The sequence below is a fragment of the Atribacter laminatus genome (genome assembly GCF_015775515.1).
Taxonomy (GTDB): Bacteria; Atribacterota; Atribacteria; order Atribacterales; family Atribacteraceae; genus Atribacter; species Atribacter laminatus.
This window is the reverse complement of record NZ_CP065383.1, coordinates 1656741-1682251: the sequence shown is the minus strand read 5'-3', so window position 1 is coordinate 1682251 and position 25511 is coordinate 1656741. Positions and strand designations below refer to the sequence as shown.

At 37.8% G+C, this 25511-nt stretch carries 21 protein-coding genes; 4 read left to right on the top strand and 17 right to left on the bottom strand.

What is annotated here, in order from left to right; translation table 11 throughout:
* Positions 1 to 92: 92 nt before the first annotated feature.
* Positions 93 to 704, top strand: coding sequence for a uracil-DNA glycosylase (locus RT761_RS07685; protein ID WP_218110843.1), 612 nt, complete (start codon positions 93 to 95; stop codon positions 702 to 704).
* A gap of 283 nt (positions 705 to 987) precedes the next feature.
* Positions 988 to 2436 (top strand): radical SAM protein, encoded by a 1449-nt coding sequence (locus tag RT761_RS07680; protein WP_218110842.1) that lies wholly within the window; start codon positions 988 to 990, stop codon positions 2434 to 2436.
* 56 nt (positions 2437 to 2492) lie between these two features.
* On the opposite strand, the gene purE is transcribed toward RT761_RS07680, so the two are convergent.
* From purE to RT761_RS07650, 6 genes are read right to left on the bottom strand one after another with little or no spacing between them, the layout of a single operon-like run.
* Positions 2493 to 2978 (bottom strand): 5-(carboxyamino)imidazole ribonucleotide mutase, encoded by a 486-nt coding sequence (purE, locus tag RT761_RS07675; RefSeq protein ID WP_218110841.1) that lies wholly within the window; start codon positions 2976 to 2978, stop codon positions 2493 to 2495.
* 2 nt (positions 2979 to 2980) lie between these two features.
* Positions 2981 to 4264 carry a phosphoribosylamine--glycine ligase gene (purD, locus tag RT761_RS07670; protein ID WP_218110840.1) on the bottom strand — a complete coding sequence of 428 codons (1284 nt, stop codon included), beginning with the start codon at positions 4262 to 4264 and terminating at the stop codon, positions 2981 to 2983.
* Complete coding sequence (purN, locus tag RT761_RS07665) at positions 4261 to 4881, bottom strand: phosphoribosylglycinamide formyltransferase (protein WP_218110839.1); 621 nt, start codon at positions 4879 to 4881, stop codon at positions 4261 to 4263. Before purN ends, purD begins: the two co-directional genes overlap by 4 nt.
* Complete coding sequence (purM, locus tag RT761_RS07660; protein ID WP_246465107.1) at positions 4874 to 5902, bottom strand: phosphoribosylformylglycinamidine cyclo-ligase; 1029 nt, start codon at positions 5900 to 5902, stop codon at positions 4874 to 4876. The genes purN and purM overlap by 8 nt, the downstream gene beginning before the upstream one ends.
* Positions 5899 to 7212 (bottom strand): adenylosuccinate lyase, encoded by a 1314-nt coding sequence (gene purB / locus RT761_RS07655; RefSeq protein ID WP_218110838.1) that lies wholly within the window; start codon positions 7210 to 7212, stop codon positions 5899 to 5901. The genes purM and purB overlap by 4 nt, the downstream gene beginning before the upstream one ends.
* Positions 7209 to 7529 (bottom strand): zinc ribbon domain-containing protein, encoded by a 321-nt coding sequence (locus RT761_RS07650; RefSeq protein WP_218110837.1) that lies wholly within the window; start codon positions 7527 to 7529, stop codon positions 7209 to 7211. Before RT761_RS07650 ends, purB begins: the two co-directional genes overlap by 4 nt.
* Before the next feature lie 142 nt (positions 7530 to 7671).
* Here RT761_RS07650 and RT761_RS07645 point away from each other — a divergent pair, with 142 nt between their 5' ends.
* A complete protein-coding gene (locus RT761_RS07645; protein ID WP_218110836.1) occupies positions 7672 to 8121 on the top strand; it encodes a universal stress protein in 450 nt (149 codons plus the stop codon).
* A 52-nt stretch (positions 8122 to 8173) separates the two neighbouring features.
* On the opposite strand, the gene RT761_RS07640 is transcribed toward RT761_RS07645, so the two are convergent.
* The 8 genes from RT761_RS07640 to RT761_RS07605 all read right to left on the bottom strand — a co-directional run bounded on the left by RT761_RS07640 (position 8174) and on the right by RT761_RS07605 (position 18935).
* A complete protein-coding gene (locus RT761_RS07640) occupies positions 8174 to 9025 on the bottom strand; it encodes a thiamine pyrophosphate-dependent enzyme (RefSeq protein ID WP_218110835.1) in 852 nt (283 codons plus the stop codon).
* A complete protein-coding gene (locus RT761_RS07635; RefSeq protein WP_218110834.1) occupies positions 9025 to 10722 on the bottom strand; it encodes a 2-oxoacid:acceptor oxidoreductase subunit alpha in 1698 nt (565 codons plus the stop codon). The genes RT761_RS07640 and RT761_RS07635 overlap by 1 nt, the downstream gene beginning before the upstream one ends.
* Positions 10723 to 10759: 37 nt before the next feature.
* Positions 10760 to 11458: a hypothetical protein gene (locus RT761_RS07630; protein ID WP_218110833.1), complete on the bottom strand. Its 699-nt coding sequence runs from the start codon at positions 11456 to 11458 to the stop codon at positions 10760 to 10762.
* Between the two features lie 149 nt (positions 11459 to 11607).
* Positions 11608 to 14856 carry a carbamoyl-phosphate synthase large subunit gene (carB, locus tag RT761_RS07625; RefSeq protein ID WP_218110832.1) on the bottom strand — a complete coding sequence of 1083 codons (3249 nt, stop codon included), beginning with the start codon at positions 14854 to 14856 and terminating at the stop codon, positions 11608 to 11610.
* Positions 14843 to 15931 carry a glutamine-hydrolyzing carbamoyl-phosphate synthase small subunit gene (gene carA, locus RT761_RS07620; protein ID WP_218110831.1) on the bottom strand — a complete coding sequence of 363 codons (1089 nt, stop codon included), beginning with the start codon at positions 15929 to 15931 and terminating at the stop codon, positions 14843 to 14845. Before carA ends, carB begins: the two co-directional genes overlap by 14 nt.
* Before the next feature lie 243 nt (positions 15932 to 16174).
* Positions 16175 to 16804, bottom strand: a complete 630-nt coding sequence (locus RT761_RS07615; protein ID WP_218110830.1) for an HAD-IA family hydrolase — start codon at positions 16802 to 16804, stop codon at positions 16175 to 16177.
* Positions 16797 to 18086 carry a B12-binding domain-containing radical SAM protein gene (locus RT761_RS07610; protein WP_218110829.1) on the bottom strand — a complete coding sequence of 430 codons (1290 nt, stop codon included), beginning with the start codon at positions 18084 to 18086 and terminating at the stop codon, positions 16797 to 16799. Before RT761_RS07610 ends, RT761_RS07615 begins: the two co-directional genes overlap by 8 nt.
* A 339-nt stretch (positions 18087 to 18425) precedes the next feature.
* Positions 18426 to 18935 (bottom strand): flavin reductase family protein, encoded by a 510-nt coding sequence (locus RT761_RS07605; protein WP_218110828.1) that lies wholly within the window; start codon positions 18933 to 18935, stop codon positions 18426 to 18428.
* A gap of 236 nt (positions 18936 to 19171) precedes the next feature.
* Here RT761_RS07605 and RT761_RS07600 point away from each other — a divergent pair, with 236 nt between their 5' ends.
* Positions 19172 to 20509: a sn-glycerol-1-phosphate dehydrogenase gene (locus tag RT761_RS07600; RefSeq protein ID WP_218110827.1), complete on the top strand. Its 1338-nt coding sequence runs from the start codon at positions 19172 to 19174 to the stop codon at positions 20507 to 20509.
* Positions 20510 to 20562: 53 nt separating this feature from the next.
* Here the strand turns inward: RT761_RS07600 and RT761_RS07595 are convergent, their stop codons facing one another.
* Genes RT761_RS07595 through RT761_RS07585 form a run of 3 tightly spaced genes read right to left on the bottom strand, consistent with a single transcriptional unit; the run spans position 20563 to position 25454 of the window.
* A complete protein-coding gene (locus RT761_RS07595) occupies positions 20563 to 21132 on the bottom strand; it encodes a peroxiredoxin family protein (protein WP_218110826.1) in 570 nt (189 codons plus the stop codon).
* Between the two features lie 54 nt (positions 21133 to 21186).
* Positions 21187 to 23286, bottom strand: a complete 2100-nt coding sequence (locus tag RT761_RS07590; RefSeq protein ID WP_218110825.1) for an O-antigen ligase family protein — start codon at positions 23284 to 23286, stop codon at positions 21187 to 21189.
* Entirely contained in the window at positions 23283 to 25454 is a 2172-nt protein-coding gene (locus RT761_RS07585) for an O-antigen ligase family protein (protein ID WP_218110824.1), read from the bottom strand. The genes RT761_RS07590 and RT761_RS07585 overlap by 4 nt, the downstream gene beginning before the upstream one ends.
* Positions 25455 to 25511 lie beyond the last annotated feature (57 nt).

Below are 25511 nucleotides of genomic sequence, written 5' to 3'. Positions count from 1 at the left end.
CTATAACTAAGATAAGTTCTTAGAAATTTTTTCAAAAATCATCTGATGATCTTTGAGAGGTTTTTTTAATCTATGCCGTAGGATAGTGAAAGATGTCATACCAAAAATCAAAAAAAGAACAGCTTTTAGATGAAATTCGCCAGGAAGTTAATAGTTGTCATTTATGCCCCTTAGCTAATAACCGAAACCATACTGTATTTGGTGAAGGAAATCCTGATGCAATTATCATGTTTATTGGTGAAGGTCCTGGAGAAGAAGAGGATCGAACGGGAAGTCCCTTTGTTGGAAGAGCCGGGAAGCTCCTGACCCAAATTTTACAATCGGTTAAAATTACTCGGGAAGAGGTATTTATTGCTAACATGGTAAAATGCCGTCCACCAGGAAATCGAAATCCAGAATCTCAGGAAATAGATGCCTGCTTCCCTTATTTGGAAGCACAAATAGCTATTATCAACCCGACTTTTATCATCACCTTAGGCAGTGTTCCAACCAGCTACCTTCTCAATACCAAAAATCCGATTAGCAAAATTCGCGGCGTCTGGCAGGAATGGAGAGGTGGCAAAAAAATATTTCCCATGTTTCATCCCAGTTTTCTCCTCCGTTATAACGATCGTTCTAGGGGTTCTCCCCGTTACCTTACCTGGGAAGATATTAAAGAAGTCAAAAGGAATTATGATTTAATTCGTCATAGCATCCAAGGTTGAAATTTAATTTTTTTGCTATAATATAGAAGTGTAAAGTATTTAGTTTTTCTTTAATTTATTTTATAATTATGCTTTTAAGTACCTATGAAACTCGTAACTTAAAACTTTCCTATCCGAAATTACGTAAAAAGAGTATACGGGAACGCATGAAATGATAAGAACGATTTTGAAAACGATAGGTTCTGAAGAGTATACTTGTTATATCGGTTACTTACTATACTCCATAAGGGGTGGTTTTATATGTTCTATAGAATAAACACGTCGTATGAAGGAGGTTCATAATATGGGTTATTTTGATTCCATAAAAGCTTTTACTGCAGAACAGGTTGTCAAAGCAATGGTCGGTTCTTTACGAAACTCCTCCGACGAATCTATTATCCGTTTAACCTATCTAGCCGAAAAACTTACACCGATTGAGTTTTATCGTGACCAGATTCGTGGACTTCGTCAGATGTTTGAGGAAAAAAGACCTCAGATAGTGCTGGCACGGCGAGTGCTTCAAGAAATTCATCCTAACGTGAGACGGAAGCTAATTGAAAATCTCATCTGCAAAAGCATTCTTTTAGGAGTTCCTAAAAGACAAAAAATTGAAAAGGAATTAGGCTGTCAAGTACCCATGTTTTTTGTAGTAAGCCCAAGCATGCGTTGTAACCTCAACTGTTATGGATGTTATGCCGGCGAATATCGCAAAGAAAGCGATATGCCAATAGAAGTCCTTGACAGAATTTTTACTGAGGCTAATGAATTGGGCATGAATTTCCTCACCATTTCTGGTGGAGAACCTTTTCTCCGTAAAGAACAAATTGATCTAATGGAAAAACACAGCGAACTCTCCTTCCAAGTTTACACCAATGGAACCCTTATTGATCGAGACATGGCAAAGCGTTTAGCTCAAATGGGTAATGTTTATCCAGCTATTAGTGTTGAGGGTTATGAAGCTGAAACCGATGCTCGACGCGGCAAAGGAACTTACAAGAAAATCATGAATGCCATGGAAGCTCTTCGTGACGAAGGAGCACTCTTTGGATTTTCCATTACTGCCACCCGAAACAATACCGAATTGGTTTGCAGTGACGAATTTATGGATGGCTTGATCAACAAAGGGGTGAGTTTTGGCTGGTACTTTACCTATGTCCCGATTGGAAAAAAACCAGACATGAATCTCATGCCAACACCTGAGCAACGTCTTCACATCCGTAATCAAGTTCACCATCTACGATACGACAAGCCAATTTTCATCGGTGATTTTTGGAATGACGGACCATATGTTGGGGGTTGTATAGCCGGTGGTCGACGATATTTCCATATCAACAATGCTGGCGATGTTGAACCTTGCGTATTTTGTCACTTTACTGTTGACAATATCAAGGATAAAAGTTTGAAAGAGGTCTTTTCTTCACCCTTCTTCCGGGCGATTCAAGAAAATCAACCGTATGACAATAATTTAATGCGTCCTTGCATGTTGATCGATGTTCCTCAAGTCCTTCGAGATGTTGTAGAAAAATACGGAGCACGACCCAGCCATGAAGGTGCTGACAGTCTCATCAAAGAACTGAAAGATGATATCGATAAGTATTCTCAAGCTTTTAAAGAATTATCTGACCCATACTGGGAAGAAAACTACAAAGGAACCATCTATTACAAAGATTATAAAACTGAAAGAAAAGAGTACCTGGAAAAACTAAAAGAAACACCAGCTCCAAAATCTCATAAAGAAAAAGCAAAAGTCTAAATAAAAAAAGCCTCCCCTTTGAAAGGGGAGGCTTTTTTTATTGTTTTTTCATGAAATCAAGGGGCTATTTCCCGATTAGCCTGAATAACCGCTTCTTTCATTTCTTCTCGATAAGCTTTTATTCTCTCTTGTAATTGAGAATTTTGAAGGGCTAAAATCTCAGCTGCCAAGATAGCTGCATTCTTAGCTCCACTTTCTCCGATTCCCACACAGGCACAGGGTATGCCAGCCGGCATTTGAACGATGGAAAATAAAGCATCCAGTCCTAAAAGCGAGGAAGAATCCAGTGGGACTCCAATAACCGGACATAGTGCACGGGCAGCCAAAACCCCGGGAAGATGAGCCGCATATCCAGCCATGGCAATAAGAACCTGAATATGGTTCTCTTTTACCAAATGTAATATTTCATCAATTTTTTCTGGAGTCCGATGGGCAGAAGCGATAAAAAGTCGATGCTGAATTCCAAACTTATCAAGAAGCTCAATACATTTCAGGGCGTAGCTGAAATCATGTTTACTTCCAATAACCACATAAACCGACATAGTTATCCCTCCCGATGAAAAGCACGGTATCCAATATCCCGACGATAATACATATTTTCGAAGCTGATTTTCCCAATTGCTAAATAAGCATTGTAAGCTGCCTTTTTAAGAGTATCGCCAAAAGCACATACATTTAACACTCTCCCCCCAGTTGTAACAATTTGATTGTCCTTTATCTGGGTTCCGGCATGAAAAACCAGAACCTTTCCCTGCGGTTCATTGGGAAAATCTTCTAAACCATCAATTCTCTTCCCGATTTCATAATTCCCCGGATAACCGCGACTGGTTAATACCACTCCCAAAAGTTTTTGAGCATCTACTTCAAGCTTGACCTTGGAAAGTGAACCCTGATAAAGAGCTAAACTTAAATCTAACCAATCGTTTCTAAGCCGAGGTAAAACAACTTGGGTTTCTGGATCTCCCAAACGAACATTAAATTCCAAAACATGAATATCCGAATGATGGGTTATCATCAAACCCAGATAGACAACTCCCCGATAATCCAATTTTTCTTGCTGAATTCCTTCAATAAAAGGATGAATGATATTTACTTCAATTTTTTTCAATATTTGATCGGTGACCAGTGGTGCTGGAGAATAAGCACCCATCCCCCCGGTGTTAGGTCCTACATCGCTGTCTCCAATTCTTTTATGGTCCTGGGAAGAAGGAAGGATACAATAGGACTTTCCATCGAAAAGAAACATAATTGTCGCTTCTTCTCCTTCAAGACATTCTTCTACAATAATCTGGTTCCCGGCATCCCCAAATATTTTATTAACCATCAAATCAACAACAACGTCTTCGGCTTCTTCTTCATCTTCAACAATAAAAACTCCTTTCCCGGCCGCTAACCCATCAGCCTTAATGACCAAAGGGAAATTTAAACCAGATTTAAGGTAGGTAATAGCCGAATCAGAACGATTAAAAACTTCAAATTGAGCAGTTGGAATTTTATTTTTTTTCATAAATTGCTTGGCATACACCTTACTTGATTCAAGTCGTGCCGCATCCTGGTTAGGACCTACAATTGCTAATTTCGCTGATTGAAAGAGGTCAACCAATCCTTTAGCCAGTGGAGCTTCGGGACCAACCAGGGTAAGGTTTATCTCCTTTTCTTTGGCAAACTGAACCATATCCTGTAAAGTATTCAAGGTATTGCATACTCCCAGAGAACTTATGCCCCCATTTCCTGGTATGCAATATAATTCCTTTACTTCCTGATTTTGTTTAATTTTCCAGACAATGCAGTGTTCTCTTCCCCCACTTCCAATTAACATGACTTTCATTTAATTCCCCCCTTTACCCTAACCGTTCTTCCCTGTATCATGAGCTTCTCTTCCAATAGCATCTTAATCGCTTGACAATAGATTTCATGTTCTTTCTCAAGAATTGACTGAGAAAGCGTTTCTACCGTGTCAGTTTCTTTGACTAGAACCGGAGCTTGGAGAATAATTGGGCCGGTGTCCATCCCTTCGTCTACAAAGTGAACTGTACATCCACTCACTTTCACTCCATATTCTAGGGCTTGTTTTTGAGCATCTAAACCAGGAAAGGCTGGTAAGAGAGAAGGATGGATATTAAGGATTCGATGATAAAATTGAGAAATAACGGTCTTCCCAACGATTCGCATATAACCAGCCAGACAGATGACTGATGGATTTTCCTTTTTTAGGACTCTTAAAAGTTCATCTTCATAAACTTTTTTTCCAGAAAAACTCTTAAAATCGAGAATTAAAGTTGGAATATTCGCTTTTTGAGCCCTTATCAAAGCCAAGGCATCAGGACAGTCGCTGATCACTAAAGAAATTTTTCCGGGAATATAACCGGATTGAGTCGCATCGATGATTGCTTGAAGATTGGTTCCTCTTCCCGAAACCAAAACAACAATATTTTTTTCATTCACTCCATTTCACCCCTTCTTGTTCTGAGACGACTTCTCCAATCAGATAGGCATTTTCACCATTTTTGGTAAGTAAATTGAGTGTTTTGTCAACTTCAGATTTTTCAACAATAATAATCATCCCTATACCCATATTAAAGGTTCGCCACATTTCGGTTTCTGGTATTTTTCCAATTTTCTGTATAAAGGAAAAGATTTCAGGGATGTGAATCTCATTCTTGAAGAGCAATATTCCATGGTGTTGAGGAAGAATACGGGGAACATTTTCCACGACTCCACCCCCGGTAATATGGGCAATTCCCCGGACCGGTACTTCCTGAAGCAGTTTCAAAATGCTCTTTACATAAATTCGGGTTGGCATTAATAATTCTTGGGCTAAGTCAAGGTCACCAATCACATGATCGTATTGAACATGGTTCCAATCTAAAACCTTCCTAACCAAAGAAAATCCATTACTATGAAGCCCTGATGAGGCCAAAGCAATAACTCCATCACCTTTTTGAATATTACGTCCGTCGATAATTCTTTTTTCTAAAACTGACCCGACTACAAAACCAGCTAAATCATAATCATTATCCTGGTACATTCCTGGCATTTCAGCAGTTTCTCCTCCCAATAATGCACATCCAGCCAATTGACACCCCTTGACAACTCCCGAAATAACTTTTTCCAGAATTTCAGAACGTAATTTTCCACAAGCAAAATAATCGAGGAAAAACCAAGGTTCGGCACCAGTACAAAGAATATCGTTTACACACATAGCAACCAGATCGATTCCGATCGAATCGTGTATCCCTAGATGAATAGCAATCTTTAGCTTGGTCCCAACACCATCGGTACTGGCAACCAAACAAGGACGGTTTTTACCTGTTTCTCCCATACAAAAAATACCAGAAAAACCGCCGATATCGGCAATTACCTCAGACCTTCGGGTAGATTTCACCAAATTTTTTATTTTTTCAACTGTCGTATTGGCTAAATCAACATTTACACCAGCTTTTTTATAAGTCCATCCTTCTATCACCCTTGATCCTCCTCATTTAAACCAGTATTTTCAAAAATATAATCGACTGAGTGAAGAAAATGCTGGTAGTCAAAAAGCTTTTTGATTTCTTCTTTGGAAAGATACTTCTTCAGCTCATCATCCTGAAGTAAAACATCCTGAAATGAGGTATTGGGATCTTCCCAAGTGGTCAACGCCGAGCTTTGAACAATTTTATAGGCATCTTCCCGACTTAAACCTCTCTTAATTAATTCAAGGAGAATTCGTTCTGAAAAAACTAAGCCACGATTGGATTCTAAATTCTTTTGCATATTCTCAGGAAAAATTCGTAAATTATCCATTAATCGACAAAAGGTAATAAGTAAATAATCACAAAGTATACAACAATCAGGAATAATAATACGTTCAGCTGAAGAATGAGAAATATCCCGTTCATGCCAAAGCGGAATGTTCTCCATGGCAACCACCAGATTGCCTCTTAAAACCCTACTTAGTCCACATATTTGTTCTCCGGTGATAGGATTTTTTTTATGAGGCATGGCCGACGACCCTTTTTGACCGGAAGAAAAACCTTCTTCAACCTCTCGTATTTCGGTTCTTTGCAAGCTTCTCAGCTCCAAAGCAAACTTTTCTAGGGATGTTCCAATCATTGCCATTGCCCAAACAAATTCGGCATAACGGTCTCTTTGGATAATCTGGGTAGATACTTCTGCCGGTTTTAAACCCAATTTTTCACAAACATATTGTTCTACAAGGGGAGGGATATTCGCATAGTTCCCTACTGCTCCAGAAATTTTTCCAACTCTTATATTTTCGCGAGCTTCGATTAATCGATGGTAATTCCTTCGCATTTCGGCATACCACATGGCCATTTTTAGCCCAAAGGTGGTTGGTTCGGCATGAATTCCATGAGTTCGACCCACCATAAGCGTGCTTCGATACTTTATGGCTTTTTGTTTGATGGATTGGAGAGCTTTTCGGCAGTCTTCAAGAAGTAAATCAGCTGCTTCTTTCATAAGAAATGCCTGAGCAGTATCCAACATATCGGATGACGTCATGCCAAAATGAATAAAACGGGATTCTAAGCCGCATTTTTCGGTTAAACTGCTAAGAAAAGCAATGACATCGTGGCGGGTGATACTTTCAATCGCTTTCATACGATCAAGAGAAAGAGTAACCTGATCGGTAATCTTTTTATATTCATCCTTGGTCAATAATCCCAGTTTAACCCAAGCTTCCAAAGCCAACATTTCAACTTTTAACCAAACTTGAACCCGGTGTTCTTCGTCCCAAATTTTACTCATTTGATGTCGACTGTAACGTTCTATCATTCTGACTTACTCCTTTCTTGAATATTTCCACAATGGGGACAATATCGTGCATAGGTATCGATATATTTCCCACAGGACTGGCATTGCTTGCGAGGTGGTTGTCCCATTTCCCGGTGGAGTGCTTCCCGAACCTGATCGATTTCATCTTCAATGGAAAGAATCTCCTGTACATTTTCTTTTAAATCTTCTCTTTCCAATTCCTTGTCATGTATCAGTTGGAACGCTTTTTTTCCAAGACTTAGAAATCCCTGATCTTTTTCTCCAATAAGGGAGCGAAGATGCATTTTAAGTCGAAAGATATTCCAATAGTTTTTCAATACCTCTCCCTCCAGTACCATTATCACCGGCTCTATTTTGCTTGTCATTTTAGCATATTTTTATCCACTTCCCAGGAGAAATATCTTGCTTTTTCTCTGGGTAAAGGTTAATCTGTTGAAAAAAAGAGGGAGGGAACATTATTTGAAAATCTCTCACATTTTGGTACCAACTGATTTTTCTCCATTTTCTGATCTGGCAATTCAAAATGCGGCTTTCTTTTGTAAGGTTTTCGATGCCCAACTTACTTTAGCTCATATTCTGACTTTGGGTGAAGTGAATGCACTCACTTCAGAACCTGGAAATCCCTGGGAAAATGTTATCCAAGCCATCCAAAACGATATGCAGCAAGAATACAATAAAAACTCATCTGGATGCCAGCTGGGAAAAAAACCAATTTTAGAAGTTCTTGTTGGAGAACCTGCCGAAGAGATTGTAAAGTTTGCTGAAGAAAGCCAGGTTGACATGATTATTATGGGAACTCATGGAAGAACTGGACTCGCCAGTATATTCTTAGGAAGTGTTACGGTTGATGTTATTAAAAGGACCTGTATTCCAGTTACAGTTATTAAGTGCCTATCTGCTCTTCATTAAGAAAAAATAATTACGGGGAGATTCCTATCTCCCCGTAGGAAGGACCTGCTTTTTACTCAAACCCATGTTTTTCATCTTCAAAAATTGACTGGTAATTCCTTGTTGGGTTAAGAAATTCTTTTCGACCCAACTTTTCAAAAACCAGATCTGAAAATATCGGTTTGGAATGACGATAGATAATACCCGTAGGAATCTTATCTCCCCACTCCAGAGATATTTTGAATGCGCCGACTTGATCTTCAGGATCATAATCTTCGGGAAGAGAATACACTCGACTTTTATACCATCCAAAAGTATTGATACGATTAAAAGTGACACATGGCTGAAGAACGTCCACCAAAGAAAACCCCTTCCACTGAATGGCTTGTTTGAAAATTGACTTTAACTCTTCTTTGTCGCCGGCAAAACCACGAGCGACAAAGCTAGCATTTTGAGAAACAGCCAAAGCTAAGGGGTGGAAAGACTCCGATACTGTTCCTAGAGGTTGGGTTTTGCTGACAAACCCAGCTTCAGAAGTTGGAGAGGCTTGTCCCTTGGTCAAGCCATAGACCTGATTATCATGAACAATAACTGTAATATTTGGATTTCTTCGAATAGCATGGATAAGATGGTTGCCACCTTCGCCATACATGCACCCATCACCGGATTCAGCAATAACGGTAAGCTCAGGATTTACTGATTGAATACCAAAAGCAACTGGGATCGAGCGTCCATGAAGACCGTTAAAAACATTGGCTTGAATGTAATGGGGGGCTTTTGCTGCTTGTCCAATTCCCGAGACCAGCACCACTTGACTTGGTTTTAAACCAAGCTCCACCAACGCTTCAGAAAGAGCAGTAAGTAAGTTAAAATTTCCACAACCTGGACACCAAGCAATTTCAAGCTGATTTCGAAAAGAAAACATTATGAAAGCACCTCCCGAATTTGATTCATCAACTCGTTCACAAAAAAGGGCCTTCCATCATAACGGTTAATACGAAGACTAAAGGGAATTTTCGTTTCTCTTTCCAATAACCTTGCCAGTTGACCTTGGTAATTTCCCTCTATAACAACCGGTTGGGGAACTGATTTTATAAAAGTGAGGATATCTTTTGATAAAGGATAAATATCGTTAAAATGAAGCAACCCGACATCTACTCCTAAATTTACCAGTTTCTCTCTTGCTTCATACAACACTCCGTAAGTTGAACCCCATCCGACAATAGTGGCGGTTTTACCGGCTTTATAAACCGGTGGCCGGGTTTTTTCTCTCATTTTCTCAATTTTTTTCATTCTCTTCTGATGCATTTGAACTCTTAGTTCTAAATCCTCAGTTAAATGACCAATTTCATCATGTTCATCACTATCGGCAACAACCAAAGCTTCGCTCATTCCAGGAAGGGCTCGTGGAGAGATTCCAGATTCAGCCAGAACATACCTTTGGTAGTTTTGGTCACCGATTACAGTTTGTGTATTTTTGGGTTTCTCGTTCACTTTTATTTGAGAAAAAGTCCAGTTACTATCAGCTAAGTATTGATCGGAAAGAATTATAACCGGAACTTGAAAGTGATCGGATAGATTAAAAGCACGAATCATTGTATCGATAGCATCTTGGGGATCTCGGGGAGCAAATACAAATCGAGGAAACTCATCATGTGATGCCGAGAGGACAAATTCAAGATCACCCTGGGAGGTCCGGGTCGGCAAACCAGTTGAAGGACCGGGGCGCATACCATCTAAAATAACTATTGGAGTTTCGGTCATCGCCGCTAACCCTAAACCTTCCACCATCAAACAAAAGCCACCCCCTGAAGTGGCCGTCATAGCCTTTGCACCAGTATAGGATGCGCCTATGGCCATATTAATCGCCGCAATTTCATCTTCAGCTTGTTCGACAATTATGCCGTATTTTTTAGATCGTGATGATATAAAATTCATAACTCCAGTTGATGGTGTCATGGGATAAGCACTATAAAAAGTGCATCCTGCCAGGATCGCACCTAGACCTAAAGCTTCATTTCCTCCTACAATAAAAAGTTTTCCAGGATTCTGGCTCCCATTTCTTTTATCTAAAAACTTTCGAGAGATTTGGTGTTTTCGGATCTCCTTTTGTCCCAAGGCAAGTGCTTCTTTATTGAGCCGAATGATATCCTTTCCTTTTTTTTGGAAAATTTCCTCCAGATACAACTCAGCAATTTTTTCATCGATCCCTAAAATCTCGATTAAAGCACCTACTGCTATAATATTGGCAAAAATTCGATTTCCCAGCTCTTTTGCCATTTCGTTAAAATGAATTGAAACCATTGAAGAAGGTAAAGAGGGTGAAGGTGGGCTTGATATCGTACCTATCATTATCCCATCTTTTTTTAATGCAGTTTGGTGGATTTCTTGAGTTTCATGATTGAGACACACTAAAAGATCCGTATCAGTACCAATGGCTTGAATCGGTTGATCAGAAAAGCGAACTTGAACTGAATTATGCCCACCTCGAATACGGGAATGATAATCCTGAATCGAAAAAACATAAAATCCATTGCGGATGAGAATCCGTGATAATACCTCACCTATAGTTTGAACACCCTGCCCCGCTTCGCCTCCTATGGTAATGGTAATATCTGGCATGTTATTTCTCCTCCCTTTCAGTATTCAGAGAATTGGCTTAATTCCCCCCTTTAAATGGCGATAGAAAATCCATCCATTCTTTCTGCTCATAGTCACCATGTTGAGCTTCTTTTTGCCATTCAAGAGGAACATCCCCAACTTCAATTAATCGATAAATAGTTTTTTGGTCCTTTTGGTTCACTACGATAAAACCTTTCATTTTGACAACTGACTCCCAAAAAGGAAAGTGGATACCATCATGAATGAGCTTCTCAAGCATGGGAGTTATAATTGGGAGGAATAGATTATCCAATTGGAAGGACCAATACATCCCAGTGATGGTATCATTCACTCGAAGCTGAAGGCATTCACCAAAGGGGTCGTATTCCTTTTTCTCACCGGTTTGATAAAAATTCACCTGCTCTCCTTGTAACCAGCTTTCTTCTACACCAATGACTTTTCCCAAAGCCAACAAAGATACAATGGAAATTAATTGCTTTGACTGAACCGAAGCATACTCTTCCATCATATCATCAATTATAAATAATTCTTCAGCCTCCATATCAGCTAAAACTCTCAAAAGTTGATCCTGCTGATTTTCTATCTTTAATACATAACGGGAATCTTCTGCAATGAGCAAAAAAGATAAAGGCTGGTCATTCCATAAAACATCTCCTCTTATCGAAAGGGCTGAAACCGAGAGAGAAAAGCAACCAATTATAAGGAGAAAACACCCAATGATTCCAAAGGTTTTCACACCACACCTCCTCAAATAGATAAAACCAGTTTACCATAATCAGAGGAAATTTTTACAGTTACCCTTCTTCAAAAAAACAGCATACCCAATAAAAATGAATCGATTAAGGTTTTTGTAAATAAGGATTCTTTTTAATTTAAATTGCTAATCTATACTGATAGGGTTTTTAATATTTCCTGATGATACTCCTGAATAGAACGAACTCGAATGGGAAATTTTTTAAGCCGCTCAATAGCATAAACCGTGGCTTCGGCTCCCGAAAGCGTGGTGACATAGGTGATGTTTTTTATCACAGCTTCCTTTCGAATAAAACTACTTTCCACCTGAGTTCGTCCTCCCGAGGGGGTATTGATAATCAAGTCAATTTTTTGGTTTTTAATAAAATCCACCACGTTGGGACGGCCTTCTCCAACCTTTTTAACAATTTCAACTGTAATACCGTTATTCATTAATACTTTAGCAGTTCCTTTGGTGGCAACAATTTGAAATCCCAAATCAACCAGTTTTTTGGCTATATAAATAACCCCTCTTTTATCTTGATTTTTCACACTAATGAAAACCCTTCCGGCATGAGGAAGTTGAGATTGGTTTCCGATTTGTGACTTGGCGAAAGCCATTCCAAAATCAGTATCTATACCCATCACTTCGCCTGTGGAACGCATTTCAGGACCTAATATTGGATCAACGCCAGGAAACCGATTAAAAGGAAATACTGCCTCTTTAACAGCAAAATGTCGGATTTCAATTTCACGATTCAAACCAATTTCCGATAATTTTCGACCGACCATCACCTGTGATGCTAACCGGGCAAAGGGAATTCCTGTCGCCTTACTCACAAAAGGTACTGTTCTTGAAGCTCGTGGATTAACCTCTAACACATAAACCGTATCTTCTTTTACCGCATATTGTACATTCATAAGTCCAACAACATTCAATTCCCGAGCTAGAGCTTGAGTAAATTTTTTAATTTGATCAACAATTTCATCACTCAGAGAATAGGGAGGGATAACACAGGCACTATCTCCCGAATGTACTCCGGCTTCTTCAATATGTTCCATAATACCGGCAACAACGGTCGTCTCTCCATCACAGATGGCATCCACATCTACTTCTATTGCATCTTCCAAAAATTTATCGATTAAAACCGGATGACCCGGTGAAATCTCCACGGCTTGATTCATAAATTCAAAAAGTTCACTTTCACTATAAACCACCTTCATAGCTCGCCCACCTAAAACATATGACGGACGCACCATAACCGGAAAACCAATTTGGGAAGCGACTTCTCGGGCACCTTCGAAAGATACTGATACTCCATTCTTGGGTTGAATTAAGCCTAATCGCTCTACTAAAATTTTAAAGCGATCCCGGTCTTCGGCGATATCTATGCTTTCAGGAGATGTCCCTAAAATTGGAACTCCGGCTTTTTCCAGATCCTTCGCTAAGTTCAAAGGAGTTTGCCCGCCTAACTGAACAATCACTCCAATGGGTTTTTCCTTATCAATGATATTTAATACATCTTCCAAGAAAACTGGCTCAAAATATAGCTTATCGCTGGTATCATAATCAGTACTAACCGTCTCCGGATTACTGTTAACCATTATGGTTTCGTATCCAAGGTCTCGCAAACCCCAGGTAGCATGAACACAACAATAGTCAAACTCAATACCCTGACCAATACGATTGGGTCCTGCCCCCAGAATTACTACTTTATTTCGGGAACTCGGGTTGGCTTCACATTCTTCTTCGTAAGTTGAATAATAATAAGGAGTTTCAGCTTCAAATTCTGCAGCACAGGTATCAACTTGCTTATATACCGCTTTGATGTCATTTTTTAACCGAAAATCCCGCATAGTCCACTCTGACTCTTTCCAAATGGCAGCCAATTGACGGTCAGAGAATCCGAATTCTTTCGCCCTTCTCAAGTGTTCAGGATCGATGTTTTCCCAAGAGCTTAAGCCTTCCAAACTTTTTTCCATTTCGATTATCTCATCTATCTGTCTTATAAACCAAGGGTCAATAGAGCTGAGAGCATAAATCTCTTCCAGAGAAACATCTTCCTTAAGTGCCATTTTCAAAAAGAATAATCGATCGGGATTGGGTTTTTGAAGTTTTTCTCGAAGGAGAAAGTGCTTTTTTTCAGTGGTAAGGGTATTCCAGCTTTTAAGGTCTTCCAACCCGCATTTCCCAATTTCCAGTGATCGAAGACCTTTTTGAAGAGCTTCCTTGAAGTTTCTTCCAATCGCCATGGTTTCACCAACACTTTTCATGGATATTCCCAATACTGGTTCAGTGTCGGGAAATTTCTCAAAGGTAAACCGTGGTATTTTCACGACGCAATAATCGATAGCTGGTTCAAAACAGGCTGGAGTTTTGCGGGTAATATCATTGGGTATTTCATCTAAAGTATACCCAACAGCTAATTTTGCAGCTATTTTAGCTATTGGGAATCCCGTTGCCTTAGAAGCTAAGGCCGAGCTTCTCGAAACTCGGGGATTCATTTCGATTATAACCGTTTTCCCATCGGAGGGATCCAGAGCAAATTGTATATTACACCCTCCACTCGCCACTCCAATTTCTCGAATGGCACGTATGGATAAATCACGAAGATGTTGATATTCTTTATCAGTAAGCGTTTGAGCCGGTGCAATGGTAATGCTATCTCCAGTGTGTATTCCCATGGGATCAAAATTTTCAATTGAACAAATAACTACGACATTATCTTTGGAATCACGCATTACCTCCAATTCAATTTCTTTCCAACCAATAACTGACTCTTCAATTAATATTTCTCGAATGATGCTGCTTTCTAAAGCTTGTTGTGCGAGATTTTCGAATTCTTCAATATTATAAGCGATCGATCCCCCCGTTCCCCCAAGAGTGAAACTTGGTCGAATAACTAAAGGGAATCCAATTCTATTAGCAACTTCTTTTGCTTCATCAAGAGAATAAGCTCGGTCGCTTTGTGGAACATCAATCCCGACCCGTAACATCGCTTTCTTGAATAACTCTCTATCTTCCGCTTTACTAATGGCTTCTGGAGAAGCTCCCAGTACTTTCAGGCCATATTTTTTAAAAATTCCTTGGTTTTCCAATTGAACAGTGAGGTTCAAAGCGGTTTGCCCACCCAAAGTGGGTAAAAAGGCATCAGGTTTTTCCCGGGCAATAATTTTCTCTATCACTTCGGGGATAAGTGGTTCAATATAGGTTCGATCAGCCATTTCTGGATCAGTCATAATTGTTGCCGGATTACTATTAATCAAGATTATTTCATATCCATCACTCTTTAGGGCTTTACAGCCCTGAGTGCCGGAATAGTCAAACTCACATGCTTGACCGATGGTGATCGGACCAGAACCAACGATGCAGATTCGATGAATATCATTATTTCTTGGCACAATATTCCTCCATCATCTTGACAAATTGATCAAAAAGATATGTTGTATCATGAGAACCCGGTGCTGCTTCTGGATGAAATTGAACGGAAAAGAGAGGGTATTTGCAATGTTTTATCCCTGCTAATGTATTATCGTTGAGATTGATGTGGGTTATTTTAAGATCAGACATAGGAAGTGTATTGATATCCACCACAAAGCTGTGATTTTGAGTAGTAATATAGACTTTTTCATCCATAAGATCTTTCACAGGATGATTTCCGCCGTGGTGACCAAACTTGAGCTTATAGGTTTTGCCACCCAAAGCTTGACCAATGATTTGATGGCCTAAACAGATTCCAAATACCGGTAATTTCCCAAGTAGTTCCTGAACGAATTCAACAGCATAATGAAGAGCTGCCGGGTCTCCTGGACCATTGGACAGAAGAACACCATCTGGGTTGTCTTTAATGAGTTGATGAGCAGTTGTTTTAGCTGGATAAACTTTCACTCGACAACCACGAGCGGCTAATTGCCTCAATATATTGTATTTAACACCAAAATCTATCACTGCTATGGTGTAATTACCTTCTGATTGCCAGTAATAAGGTTCTTCGGTCGTAACTTCTTTAGCCAGGTCAACACCAACCAAGGGAGGTCCTTGTATGGCTTTTTGAACCAGTGAATCTTGATTGAGGTCTTCGGTAGAGATGACTGCTTTCAAAGCTCCCTTTTCTCGGATGTGGCGGGTGATTGCTCGGGTATCCACCCTTTCCATTCCAATAATCCGGTAACGGAGTAAAAAATCGTCCAAACTTTCTTCAGCTCTCCAATTGCTATACAAAGGACTTTTTTCTCTTACAATGAAAGCTTCTAACTGAGGTTGCGAGGATTCTCCATCTTCTGAGTTTAAACCGTAGTTTCCAATTAAAGGGTAAGTCATGGTAACAATTTGGCCACAATAAGAAGGATCTGTTAATATCTCTTGATAACCGGTCATGCTGGTGTTAAATACAATTTCACCAAACGCCTCTCCGGTTGATCCAAAAGAGTGTCCCCAAAAACACCGACCATCTTCCAGAGCTAATAGCGTTTTCATTTATCCAAAACACCCTCCGACTAATATAACATGCTTGTCAAGATCTTTATCTCAACAAATAAATGTGAATAAAACGAACTAAATAAGGGAGCAACAAGGAGTTGTTGCAATTCTAAACGCTTTTTTTATATGCTGAAAAATTATCATACCCTTTCTTTTTTATTTTTATACGAAAATAGGAAATAAATATAATTCCTGTTTAGATTTATTGCTTATTTTGAGCATCAGGAATGAGCTTCTCAATCATGCCCTCTCAAGAATAGTAAAAATTTCATTGAGAGAATCAATCATCCAATCAGGGTGAAATTCTTTTAGGATTTCTCTTTCGTGTATTCCCTGAGAATACCCCACTACGCTAACCCCAGCAGATTTTCCTGCGATTATATCATAATGAGTATCACCAACAAAAATAACTTCTTGCGGAGAGACTTTTAATTGAGTTATAGCGTATAAAACACCCTCTGGTGACGGCTTAGGCTGGATTCCCAAAGAAAGGTCAATAACAATATCAAATGGCACGGGAAAGGGAAGTTTGTCAATCAATTTTTTTGCTAACTTTCGATTAGTAACTATCCCAATCTGGATATTCCTTTTCACCAAGTGATCTAAGAGTTTATAGGATTCAGGATTAATAATAATATCTTCAGGCTGCTCTAAAAAAAATTCCCGATATAGGTTGGCGCCTTCTTCAGGGTTGGAGAATTGTAAAACTGTAAAAGATTCCGCCAGTGGAAGGCCAATTGTTTTCCGAATCTTTTCTTCTTCAGGTGGATTTAACTCATACATCATAAAACATTTTTGAATTCCCTTAATAATAGCTTTTTCGGCGAAAATTAAAGTTCCATCAAGATCAAATAAAACTGACTTAATCATGCAAATTGGGTAATTGATGCGGATTTCTTGACACCCAGTTATAATAGAGACTGGCCGGTAAAAAGTAACCAAGGTATCTCCAATTCCAAAAAGCTCGCTTTATTATTTTTGGAAGAGTGTAAAATTTTCGATATAATTCATTATGGCCAAATTGGAGCTCTTGCGGGGTCATTTTAGCTGGTTGATAAACGACATGAGAAAAATCATAATTGGTCCAATCGTGGGAAAAGATTCGGTCGGAGTTTTTAAACTTTTCATAAACCTCTGTTCCAGGCAGAGGAGTGAGGATATTGAAGGTAGCAAAGTCAATTTTGGTATCTTCAATAAATTTCAGAGTATCATCAAAAACCGACAAGTCATCATTGTCAAAACCAAAAACAAAGGAACCTACCACCATAATATGATGCCGGTGGAAATTATCAATTAATTTTTGGTATTTTTCTATAGGATTAAACTGCTTATGCATCTCTTCTAAATTCATTTCGTTAACCGATTCGAATCCAACAAATAGACTTATACATCCGCATTTTTGGGCAAGGCTAATTAATTCTTCGTCCTCCGCCATCTTAACAGTTCCCTGACTCACCCATTTTTTCTTTAAAGGAATTAAAGCACGAAAAAGTTCTTTAGAGTATTTTGGATTCCCAACAATGTTGTCGTCTAAAAAACCAATCATCCTCGAGCGACATCGGCTCACTTCTTCGATTATTTTTTCAACTGGTCGGTGTCGGTAACGCCTTCCATTAAATGTAGAAACCGAGCAAAAACCACAATTGTGAGGACATCCGCGGGTTGTTTGAAAAACATTTTTAAGCAAGTATCCTTTCCCAAGCAAATCTAAACGTGCTGGGGGAAGGTCGGTCAAACAAGGGAGTTCTTCGCTCTTATAAAACTTTTTTATTTGACCTTTCTGAAAATCATCTAAAACTATTTTCCATAAGTTTTCAGCTTCACCGATAACCACGCAATCGGCATGTTGGATCGCTTCATCAGGAAGAAAGGAAGGATGAATCCCACCTAATACAACTTTTTTATTTCTTTTACGAAACTCATCGGCAATCTGATAAGCATGAATTGAAGTTGCTGTCATGACAGTTATGCCAATCAAATCATAATCACCATCATAATCTATTTCATGCAGTCTTTCATCGATGATAGTAACCGAATGTTCTTTTGGGGTTAAACCAGCTATTATGGTAAGACTTGCTTGCGGAAAAGGAACAAGAATTGCCTTTTTTTTCGACGCCCTTTTAGACTCTGGCGCTATTAATAATATTTTCAATTGTTTCCTCCTTTATTATGGGAGGGGTTATAACACAAGTATTGTCATTCCCCAATGGAGATCATATTATCCCACTGCTTCTATTGGTGTTTACTAAGAGCTGTAGTATGTTATTCCTTTTTCCAAAATAGAAACGATATTAAATATTCTCAGTAAACAAAGCGGCCTTTTCTCTTGTTGGAAAAAACCCGAATGATATTATACACTATTCTTAAAAATACCGTTATTAAAAAATAAAAAATATTTTAGCTGGGCACCAATAATTCTTGCCGTGAAAGTTATGAGAAAATTCTATCTCTTTTTGAGCTTAGTTCATTACCTCTCCACGGAAAAAAGAATTTAAATTTTAACCCTTACTATTTCTCCATAATAGACTGAATGAAAATCTCCAGAAGAATAATACTCATGAATGATTTCAGGAATAAAATTTGTTTCTATAACTTTGGTTTTTTGAACTATTCTGCACTCAAAATAAATAGGGCATTCCTTAATGACTGGAACTGAGAAGTTTTCATTATAAATAGGAGTAAAAGCAGTACTTTTAAATTTATCAACTGTTGCACCTGAGGCACTCCCGCACCAGTTTATTTCTTTTTTCATATTCTCAGTAGGAACACAAACCGTAAAAAAGGGATTTTCCTCAATATGAATATATGAAAAACGAGAAGGCCTCACCAATACAGATATAATAGGCCGACCCCAAATAATTCCTCCCTGCATCCATCCAATGGTCATTATGTTCGGTTTCCTTTCTTTCCCCTGAGTAACCAAAAAAACACCAGTGAGTTTTTCAATAGCAGCATATGATTCAGTGAGAGCTTTTTTCCAAAAATCTTGATTGAGAGACATAAAACATCCTCCTTGACCTATCAAAATAAACCTAAGATAATAATTCAATGTTTTAATCTTATCATTTTTTCAGGGTCAATGAAATTCTTTTTCTTTTAACCTTGATTAAAACCCAGTTATTTAAAAGCAACTGCCCTATTGAATACATTAAATATCAAAGAGTATATTGTTATCAAAATGAAATTACTATTTTTACTCTATCAGCAACTATAAAAAAATCAGAAAGAGAGAAAACTATGGATGAACTTTTTTATTTTCAGAAAGCTGCAGAAATTCCTTGTTCTTGTGGTAAAACCCACCATATTTTAACTCAAAAAACCATCGTTGATCACTCACTTTTGGAGCAGATACCACTTGTGCTGAACCAGCTTCATTTGGGGAAGAAATGCTTGATCGTTTTTGACGAAAATACTTACCAAGCAGCAGGACAAAAAGTTGAAACAATTTTAAATCAAGAAAAGTATAAGGCTATTCCCCTCTTACTCTCTCATAACTCTTCGAGTCAATACTTAGAGCCCGACGAAGATACCCGCCATCAGGTTGGAACTGGCTTAAAATACCAACCAGACTTTATGATTGCTGTCGGCTCAGGTGTTATTAATGACTTGGTTAAATTCGTTGCCCATCGTTCTCATATTCCTTATGTGGTGGTTGGTACCGCAGCATCCATGGATGGATATCCTTCTCTTGGCGCTCCCATGTTAGTGAATGGATACAAAATTACTTTTGAAGCGACTCCCCCCAAAGCAATTTTTATGGATCTCGATGTTTTAGTAAAAGCTCCTTTAGAACTTCTCCAGTCGGGTTTTTCTGATTTAATTGGGAAAACCACGGCAAACTCTGACTGGGTACTACGAAATCAACTTCAAGATGAATATATTTGTCACTACTCCTGGGACTTGGTCAAGGAAGCTCTTCATATTTTGTGGGAATCTGCTGATCAAATCCCTCAACGAAAGCCAGAAGCCGTCAGAGCTTTGTCCATCGCTCTTCTCAACTCAGGATTTAGCATGGCATTGGTTGGTGATTCCCGACCAGCTTCTGGTGCTGAGCATCTCATCGCTCATTATTTAGAAATGGTTAGCCTTTCTCGTGGAGAAAATACTTCTCTTCATGGTTTACGAGTTGGAGTTGCAACTTTTTATATTCACAAAATGTATCAGCGATTTCTAAAAGAAATTGACACCGTCGATTGGGAAAAGATTGCTTCTCCCCATCCACTTCGGGTAAACAAGAAAATCTTACAGGAAAAATTCGGCTCTCTCTATCCTTTAGTTGAAAAAGAAGCAACTCAAAAAATGACATCCCCAATGGTTTTTACCGATTCTTATAAAAAACCTGGATTTTCCAATCAGTTGCGACAAATGATATCAGAAAAACTTTTTGCTATACCTGATATTGAACAAGCTTTAAATCGATCGAAAACTCCATCGACTTTTGAAGAATTAGGTTTTTCGCGATCCTTAGTGAAAGACTCTTTCCTTTTCTCCCGCTTTGTGAGGAGCCGAATTACCATTTTAGACATCCTTGATGAAGCTGGTCTCTTAGAAGAATATGTTGAAGATTTTTTATAAATAGAATGCAACCCAGTGAATCCTGTTATCTGGGTTGCATTCTATGTGTTCAATTAAAAAATATAAGAATTTAAAAGGTTTTCAATATCAGTTTCCGACAACTCAGATTGATTATAGGAATAAGCAACCTCACCAGATTTATTAATCAGTACTATGGCTGGTATTCCCATGCTGAAAAACCTATGATAAACATTCCGGCTAAAATCGTCAAGAATAGGAAAGGTTAAGCCATATTGTGATTGGAATTCACGTAACTGTGCAATCGAGCTTGAAACTCCTACCCCTAAAACGACCAGGTTTTGACTCTCTTTGTATTTGTTATAAAGATTTTGAATTCGAGGCATTTCATTTCGGCAATGGGGGCATAAATAACCAAAAAAGGCGACCAAAACAGGCTTCCCACGATATTCATTTAAGGAATATACGTTCCCATCCAGATCGAAGAGAGTAAAATCTATAGCGTTCGGAGATACATAAGGAGTTGGAGACGGATCAACAGAAGATTCAGGGGTGGGAATTGGTTGGTCGGGATTTGAAGCTAAAAAGCATCCAGGAATCAAAATAAAGATAAGCAAAAATAAGGGGATATACTTTAGTAATTGGTCTTGTTTACCATTATTCAATGTGAAATCACTCCTATCATTTCATTCATTCAATAATAAAGTCTTTTTATACTCTCAATCTTCGGTTATTGAACTTCTAACGTTTTCACCTCCCAATATATCTTCAATATCCTTTTTTAAAGAATCCAAAGCTTCACTTGGAGGATTGAATTGAGATGATTTTGATTGATTTTCCATATAAAAATTATAAACAGAATCAGTATATCTTTTTATTTGATTAAAAATTTTTGGATCCCTGGTGTTCTGTTGAGAGCGAATCATATTCAAAAAAGCAAAAAGTATCTTTTCGTAATTACCTAAAACCATTGGGGCAAGTTCCATAGAATACCTATAATCTCTCCAAGCTTCATCGAGTTCTCCTTTTAAAAGAAAAAGATCTGCTCTGTGCCGATAGTACTCATAATTATTAGGTTCAATATTTAAAGCTTTTTGGTTTTTCTTCAGTGCCAGCTGTAAAAATTCTTCTTTTTTGGTTTGTAAATAAAATTCGGAAGATAAATTGCTTAGTTGATGAAAGGCGTTGTCGTGCCATGGGTTGAGTCGAACGGTAGCTTCCCAGGCTTGAGCCGAATGAACGAAATCATTATCAGCTCGATACTCATTCCCTATTTGATAATAATACTCGGCATTCCCATAAAAAATACTTATCACAAAGAATAAAAGTGCAATGAAAAAGGGAATTATCAAGGGAATAGAAAGCTTTAATTTTTGTAAAGAGTAGGAATTCAACAAAAGAGCAAGGAGCGTCCAAGCAAAAACCTGATAAGCACCCATGGCAAAATTTAAATCTATACTGCTATGTAAAAAAATAAAAAAGACTCCGGCACCTATGAAAGGATTTATTGAGTTAAATTGGTCTTGATAACAATGAATGACACAAATGCGCAGTGAGTAAAAAAGTAAAAATAAAAGGGAAGCCAATCCCAAGACTCCTGATTCAACTAAGGTATTTAAATAAAAGGAATGAGGAAATTTGGTGTAATAGGTATGAGATTGAAAGGAGAAATACCTCGTTGCCCAACCTCCGCCACCCCAACCCAAAAGAGGCTTTTTTTGAATCATCTTGAGAGCATCTCGGTAAAAAGTAAACCTCAAAATAACATTTTTTGTTTCAAAGCTGATATCTCTCCCCTTTTCTCCAAATCCTCGAATAAAAGTGAAGTTCTTTGTATCGAATTGAACAAAAAAAACAAAATAGCTCTCTATCCCCAAGATTATTAATAAAATTAGAAAAAAAAGGAGTTTTTTATTGATTTTATTTATCAAGGAAATTTGTTGACCAGGCAAAAATAAAAAGCTTAAAAAAAAGAAGGAACCTAATCCAATCAAAAACATAATTAAAAAATGGAAAGGAAGAGCTTGAGATAAATACCTATCCAGTTCTATCTGTAAAAAAATGAATGGCAAAAATAGTGAAGATAAAGTTAAAATAACCGAAATAATATATACTTTTTTTCTGATTAAAATAAAAAGAAATGGAAGTGTAATTAAAAAAACTAGATTTGCCCCTCTCGAAAAAGCAAAAAGAAAACCGAAGAAAATCAAATATAAAAGAACACCATTGATTAACTTCTTCCACAAAATTTTTTCTTGAAGGTAAATCAAGATTCCTAAGAACAAACAAGCAGCAAAAAAAGAAGCCGAGGTGTTTTGATATTGAAAGGTAGTGGCAAGTCTACCAGAAAAGTATAAACCCCAAAAACTCATCCCTAAAAAATTTTGAAATCTTTCTGGAATGAGGTGAAAGGCATCAAAGATACCCAATAGTGATAATACGCCAGCACTACCGACCATTATTTGAATTAAGAACATTTTGAGGGATTTCTTTTGGAACAGCTCAAACATTAACCAAAAAAGAAATGCCCAGGCTATATAGCTTATAAAAGTAATTATAGAAGAATATCCACTGGAAGCCACGATAATCGTCACCAGGTATACTACTGCTAATAAGAAAAAAAGCATTTCTGGCATATTTAATTGAAAAAGACTTTCTTTCTTTTTTATCCTCACCAGAAGATGAATGAGAAAAGCTAAAAAAATGAGGGTCAAAAAGGGGAGCTTGTAGTAATCTGGATAGATGCCCCGGTAATAAGGAGATAGAATTACCACGAACAGTACCAAAAAAAACGAAAGCTTTTCGGTGATTGAGGTCATTCCATAATTTCCTGGAGTTTATTTTTTAATTCATTTAGAATCTTATTATAAGCGGTGGTTTTCTTTTTTGGTCTTAATGAACCTTCTAAAAAAGCCGTATATATATCATCAATGCGCAAACCCTCTTCTAAATAATGAATAGCTTTGTTTTTTTCAGATCGCATAAGGTAATAATCAGCAACTGATAGGCAGGTTTGGAGGTAGCGTTCGTAGGTTGTTGATATAAAGGGTGCCAAATATATGGCTTTTTCAAATTCATTCAATCCAGTTTCAAAGTCTCCTCTCTCAATCTTTAAAACCGCTTTATTTTCTTGAAATCGAAAATTAAACGGAGAATAGCTGGTGGCTTTTTCGTTGTGATATTCACTTTTTATTCTCAGATCAGTTTGCTTTTGGGTATTAAACAATTGCCGGTAATAAGTACTTAAAAAGTAATGGCTTTGGGAATTGAAAGGAATCGAACTGGCTGCTTTTTGATGATATTGAATAGCTTGATTAAGATCTCCATGAGATGCAAAATACCCACCTCTAATTTTCGCTCGATCACCCGAAATCAAAAAAAAGGAAAAAATCATTAAAAAAATAACTCCGGAAAACAACACCCAAGTAGGTATTTTCAATTCAAATAAATGTCGATTGTTGATGGTGATTTGTTGAGAGCGAGTTATTTGATTTATGAAAGCGATAAACGCCAAAATACCAAAATAAAAAGAACCAAGAGCAAAATCAACATCAATGAATCCATGAAAAAATCCCAAAAAAACCGCTGCTCCCAGTCCTAAAATCAAAAGATTGTTCCAACCGTCTTTATTCGCCTTTTTAAAACGATAAATTTGATAAAAAAGGCCTATTATTAACCCAATTGTTGCTAACAAACCAATAATGCCGATTTCAATCATTACTTGAAGAAAATAATTGTGACTGTTTTCGCTAAAATAGGGATAGGATTGATAGGCCAAGTAACGTGCTTCCCATCCTCCTCCTCCCCAACCAGCTATTGGTCGGGCTTGAAATATTTTTAAACCATCACCATAAAAAATCCATCTTTCCTGCGAGATGATAGTATTGAGAGTTATTTGCCGAAAACGATCACCTAAGAAGGCCGGCTTCAGCCCCAAAACAATTAAAATAACGAGAACGAGGGCAACTCCAATCCCAACTGTAAAATAGGAGGTACGAATTGATGGTTTTGATAGGTTAACCAACTTTTTCCATAGAAAGGAAAGCAAATAGACACTAAAAGCTTGGACAAGGCTTCCTAATAAGAGAAAACCAAAAAACTGACCGGGTAAATTGTTGAATAAAAAATTTTCCAAACGCGGAGTAAAGAGTATTGTCCAGACAAATGCAGCCATGAGAACCAGGAGATACTTAATCTTTTCTTTCCTTTTCAATAAAAGGAATAGAACCACCGAGGTTATGATAAATACCAACAAAGCTCCCCGGGAATAGGTAAAATATAATCCAGTTTGAAGAAAAAATAGAATAAATCCCCACAAACTGATATAAATCGGTTTTTCTTCCAACAAGTGTAAAATAATCAAGGTTATTATCGCCATTGCGAGATAAGCAGCAAAGGTATTCGGGTATTGCATAGATGAATGCAATCGACCTGATGCAGTCAAAAAAAGATCTTTCATGCTCATCCCCAATGGTCGAGACAGGGGATTAACCCATCCAAATCGATAGAAAAATCCAATTAAAACCAGGAAGACAGCATTAATATTAAATGCAATTAAAAAAATTTTTTTTGATTGCTTGGTCAGGAATAAATGCGTGACTAAAAGAAAAAAGATGAAATAAACTATACTACTAAAAAACTCACGAAAAGCCATCCCTTGGTCCGCAGCCCATAAAATGCTGAGACCATATAGTAATACAGTAAAAAGAAAAAAATATTCGATGGGAGTTTTTATAGTAATTACTTTTCTTTGATAAACTATCTGATATAAAAAATAAATAATAGCAACAATGAAAACTGCCAAAAAGAAGGGATATCTTTCGTAATCAAAATATAAGCCCCGGTAATAAGGAGATAAAAGCACAATCAACAATAAACCATATTGAAGGAATTTTTCTAAAAGTGGGAGCGTTCTTTCAGGGGATTCGATTACAGAAAGTTTTGACTTGGTTCCTTTTACCGTCTTTGCCTTTTTCTTAGCTGCCATTTTATCTTTCCTTCTCCAATTTTCTCTCTATTTTATTGAATATAAAATGATTTTTCA

Excerpts from the sequence above, each read along its gene's own strand:
- RT761_RS07615 (WP_218110830.1), bottom strand. The coding sequence starts at position 16,804 with ATGATTAAGTCAGTTTTATTTGATCTTGATGGAACTTTAATTTTCGCC.
- purE (WP_218110841.1), bottom strand. The coding sequence starts at position 2,978 with ATGTCGGTTTATGTGGTTATTGGAAGTAAACATGATTTCAGCTACGCC.
- RT761_RS07605 (WP_218110828.1), bottom strand. The coding sequence starts at position 18,935 with ATGTCTCTCAATCAAGATTTTTGGAAAAAAGCTCTCACTGAATCATAT.
- RT761_RS07680 (WP_218110842.1), top strand. The coding sequence starts at position 988 with ATGGGTTATTTTGATTCCATAAAAGCTTTTACTGCAGAACAGGTTGTC.
- carA (WP_218110831.1), bottom strand. The coding sequence starts at position 15,931 with ATGAAAACGCTATTAGCTCTGGAAGATGGTCGGTGTTTTTGGGGACAC.
- RT761_RS07585 (WP_218110824.1), bottom strand. The coding sequence starts at position 25,454 with ATGGCAGCTAAGAAAAAGGCAAAGACGGTAAAAGGAACCAAGTCAAAA.
- purD (WP_218110840.1), bottom strand. The coding sequence starts at position 4,264 with ATGAAAGTCATGTTAATTGGAAGTGGGGGAAGAGAACACTGCATTGTC.
- purB (WP_218110838.1), bottom strand. The coding sequence starts at position 7,212 with ATGATAGAACGTTACAGTCGACATCAAATGAGTAAAATTTGGGACGAA.
- RT761_RS07640 (WP_218110835.1), bottom strand. The coding sequence starts at position 9,025 with ATGTTTTCTTTTCGAAATCAGCTTGAAATTGCTTGGTGTCCAGGTTGT.
- RT761_RS07600 (WP_218110827.1), top strand. The coding sequence starts at position 19,172 with ATGGATGAACTTTTTTATTTTCAGAAAGCTGCAGAAATTCCTTGTTCT.
- RT761_RS07685 (WP_218110843.1), top strand. The coding sequence starts at position 93 with ATGTCATACCAAAAATCAAAAAAAGAACAGCTTTTAGATGAAATTCGC.
- RT761_RS07635 (WP_218110834.1), bottom strand. The coding sequence starts at position 10,722 with ATGCCAGATATTACCATTACCATAGGAGGCGAAGCGGGGCAGGGTGTT.
- RT761_RS07590 (WP_218110825.1), bottom strand. The coding sequence starts at position 23,286 with ATGACCTCAATCACCGAAAAGCTTTCGTTTTTTTTGGTACTGTTCGTG.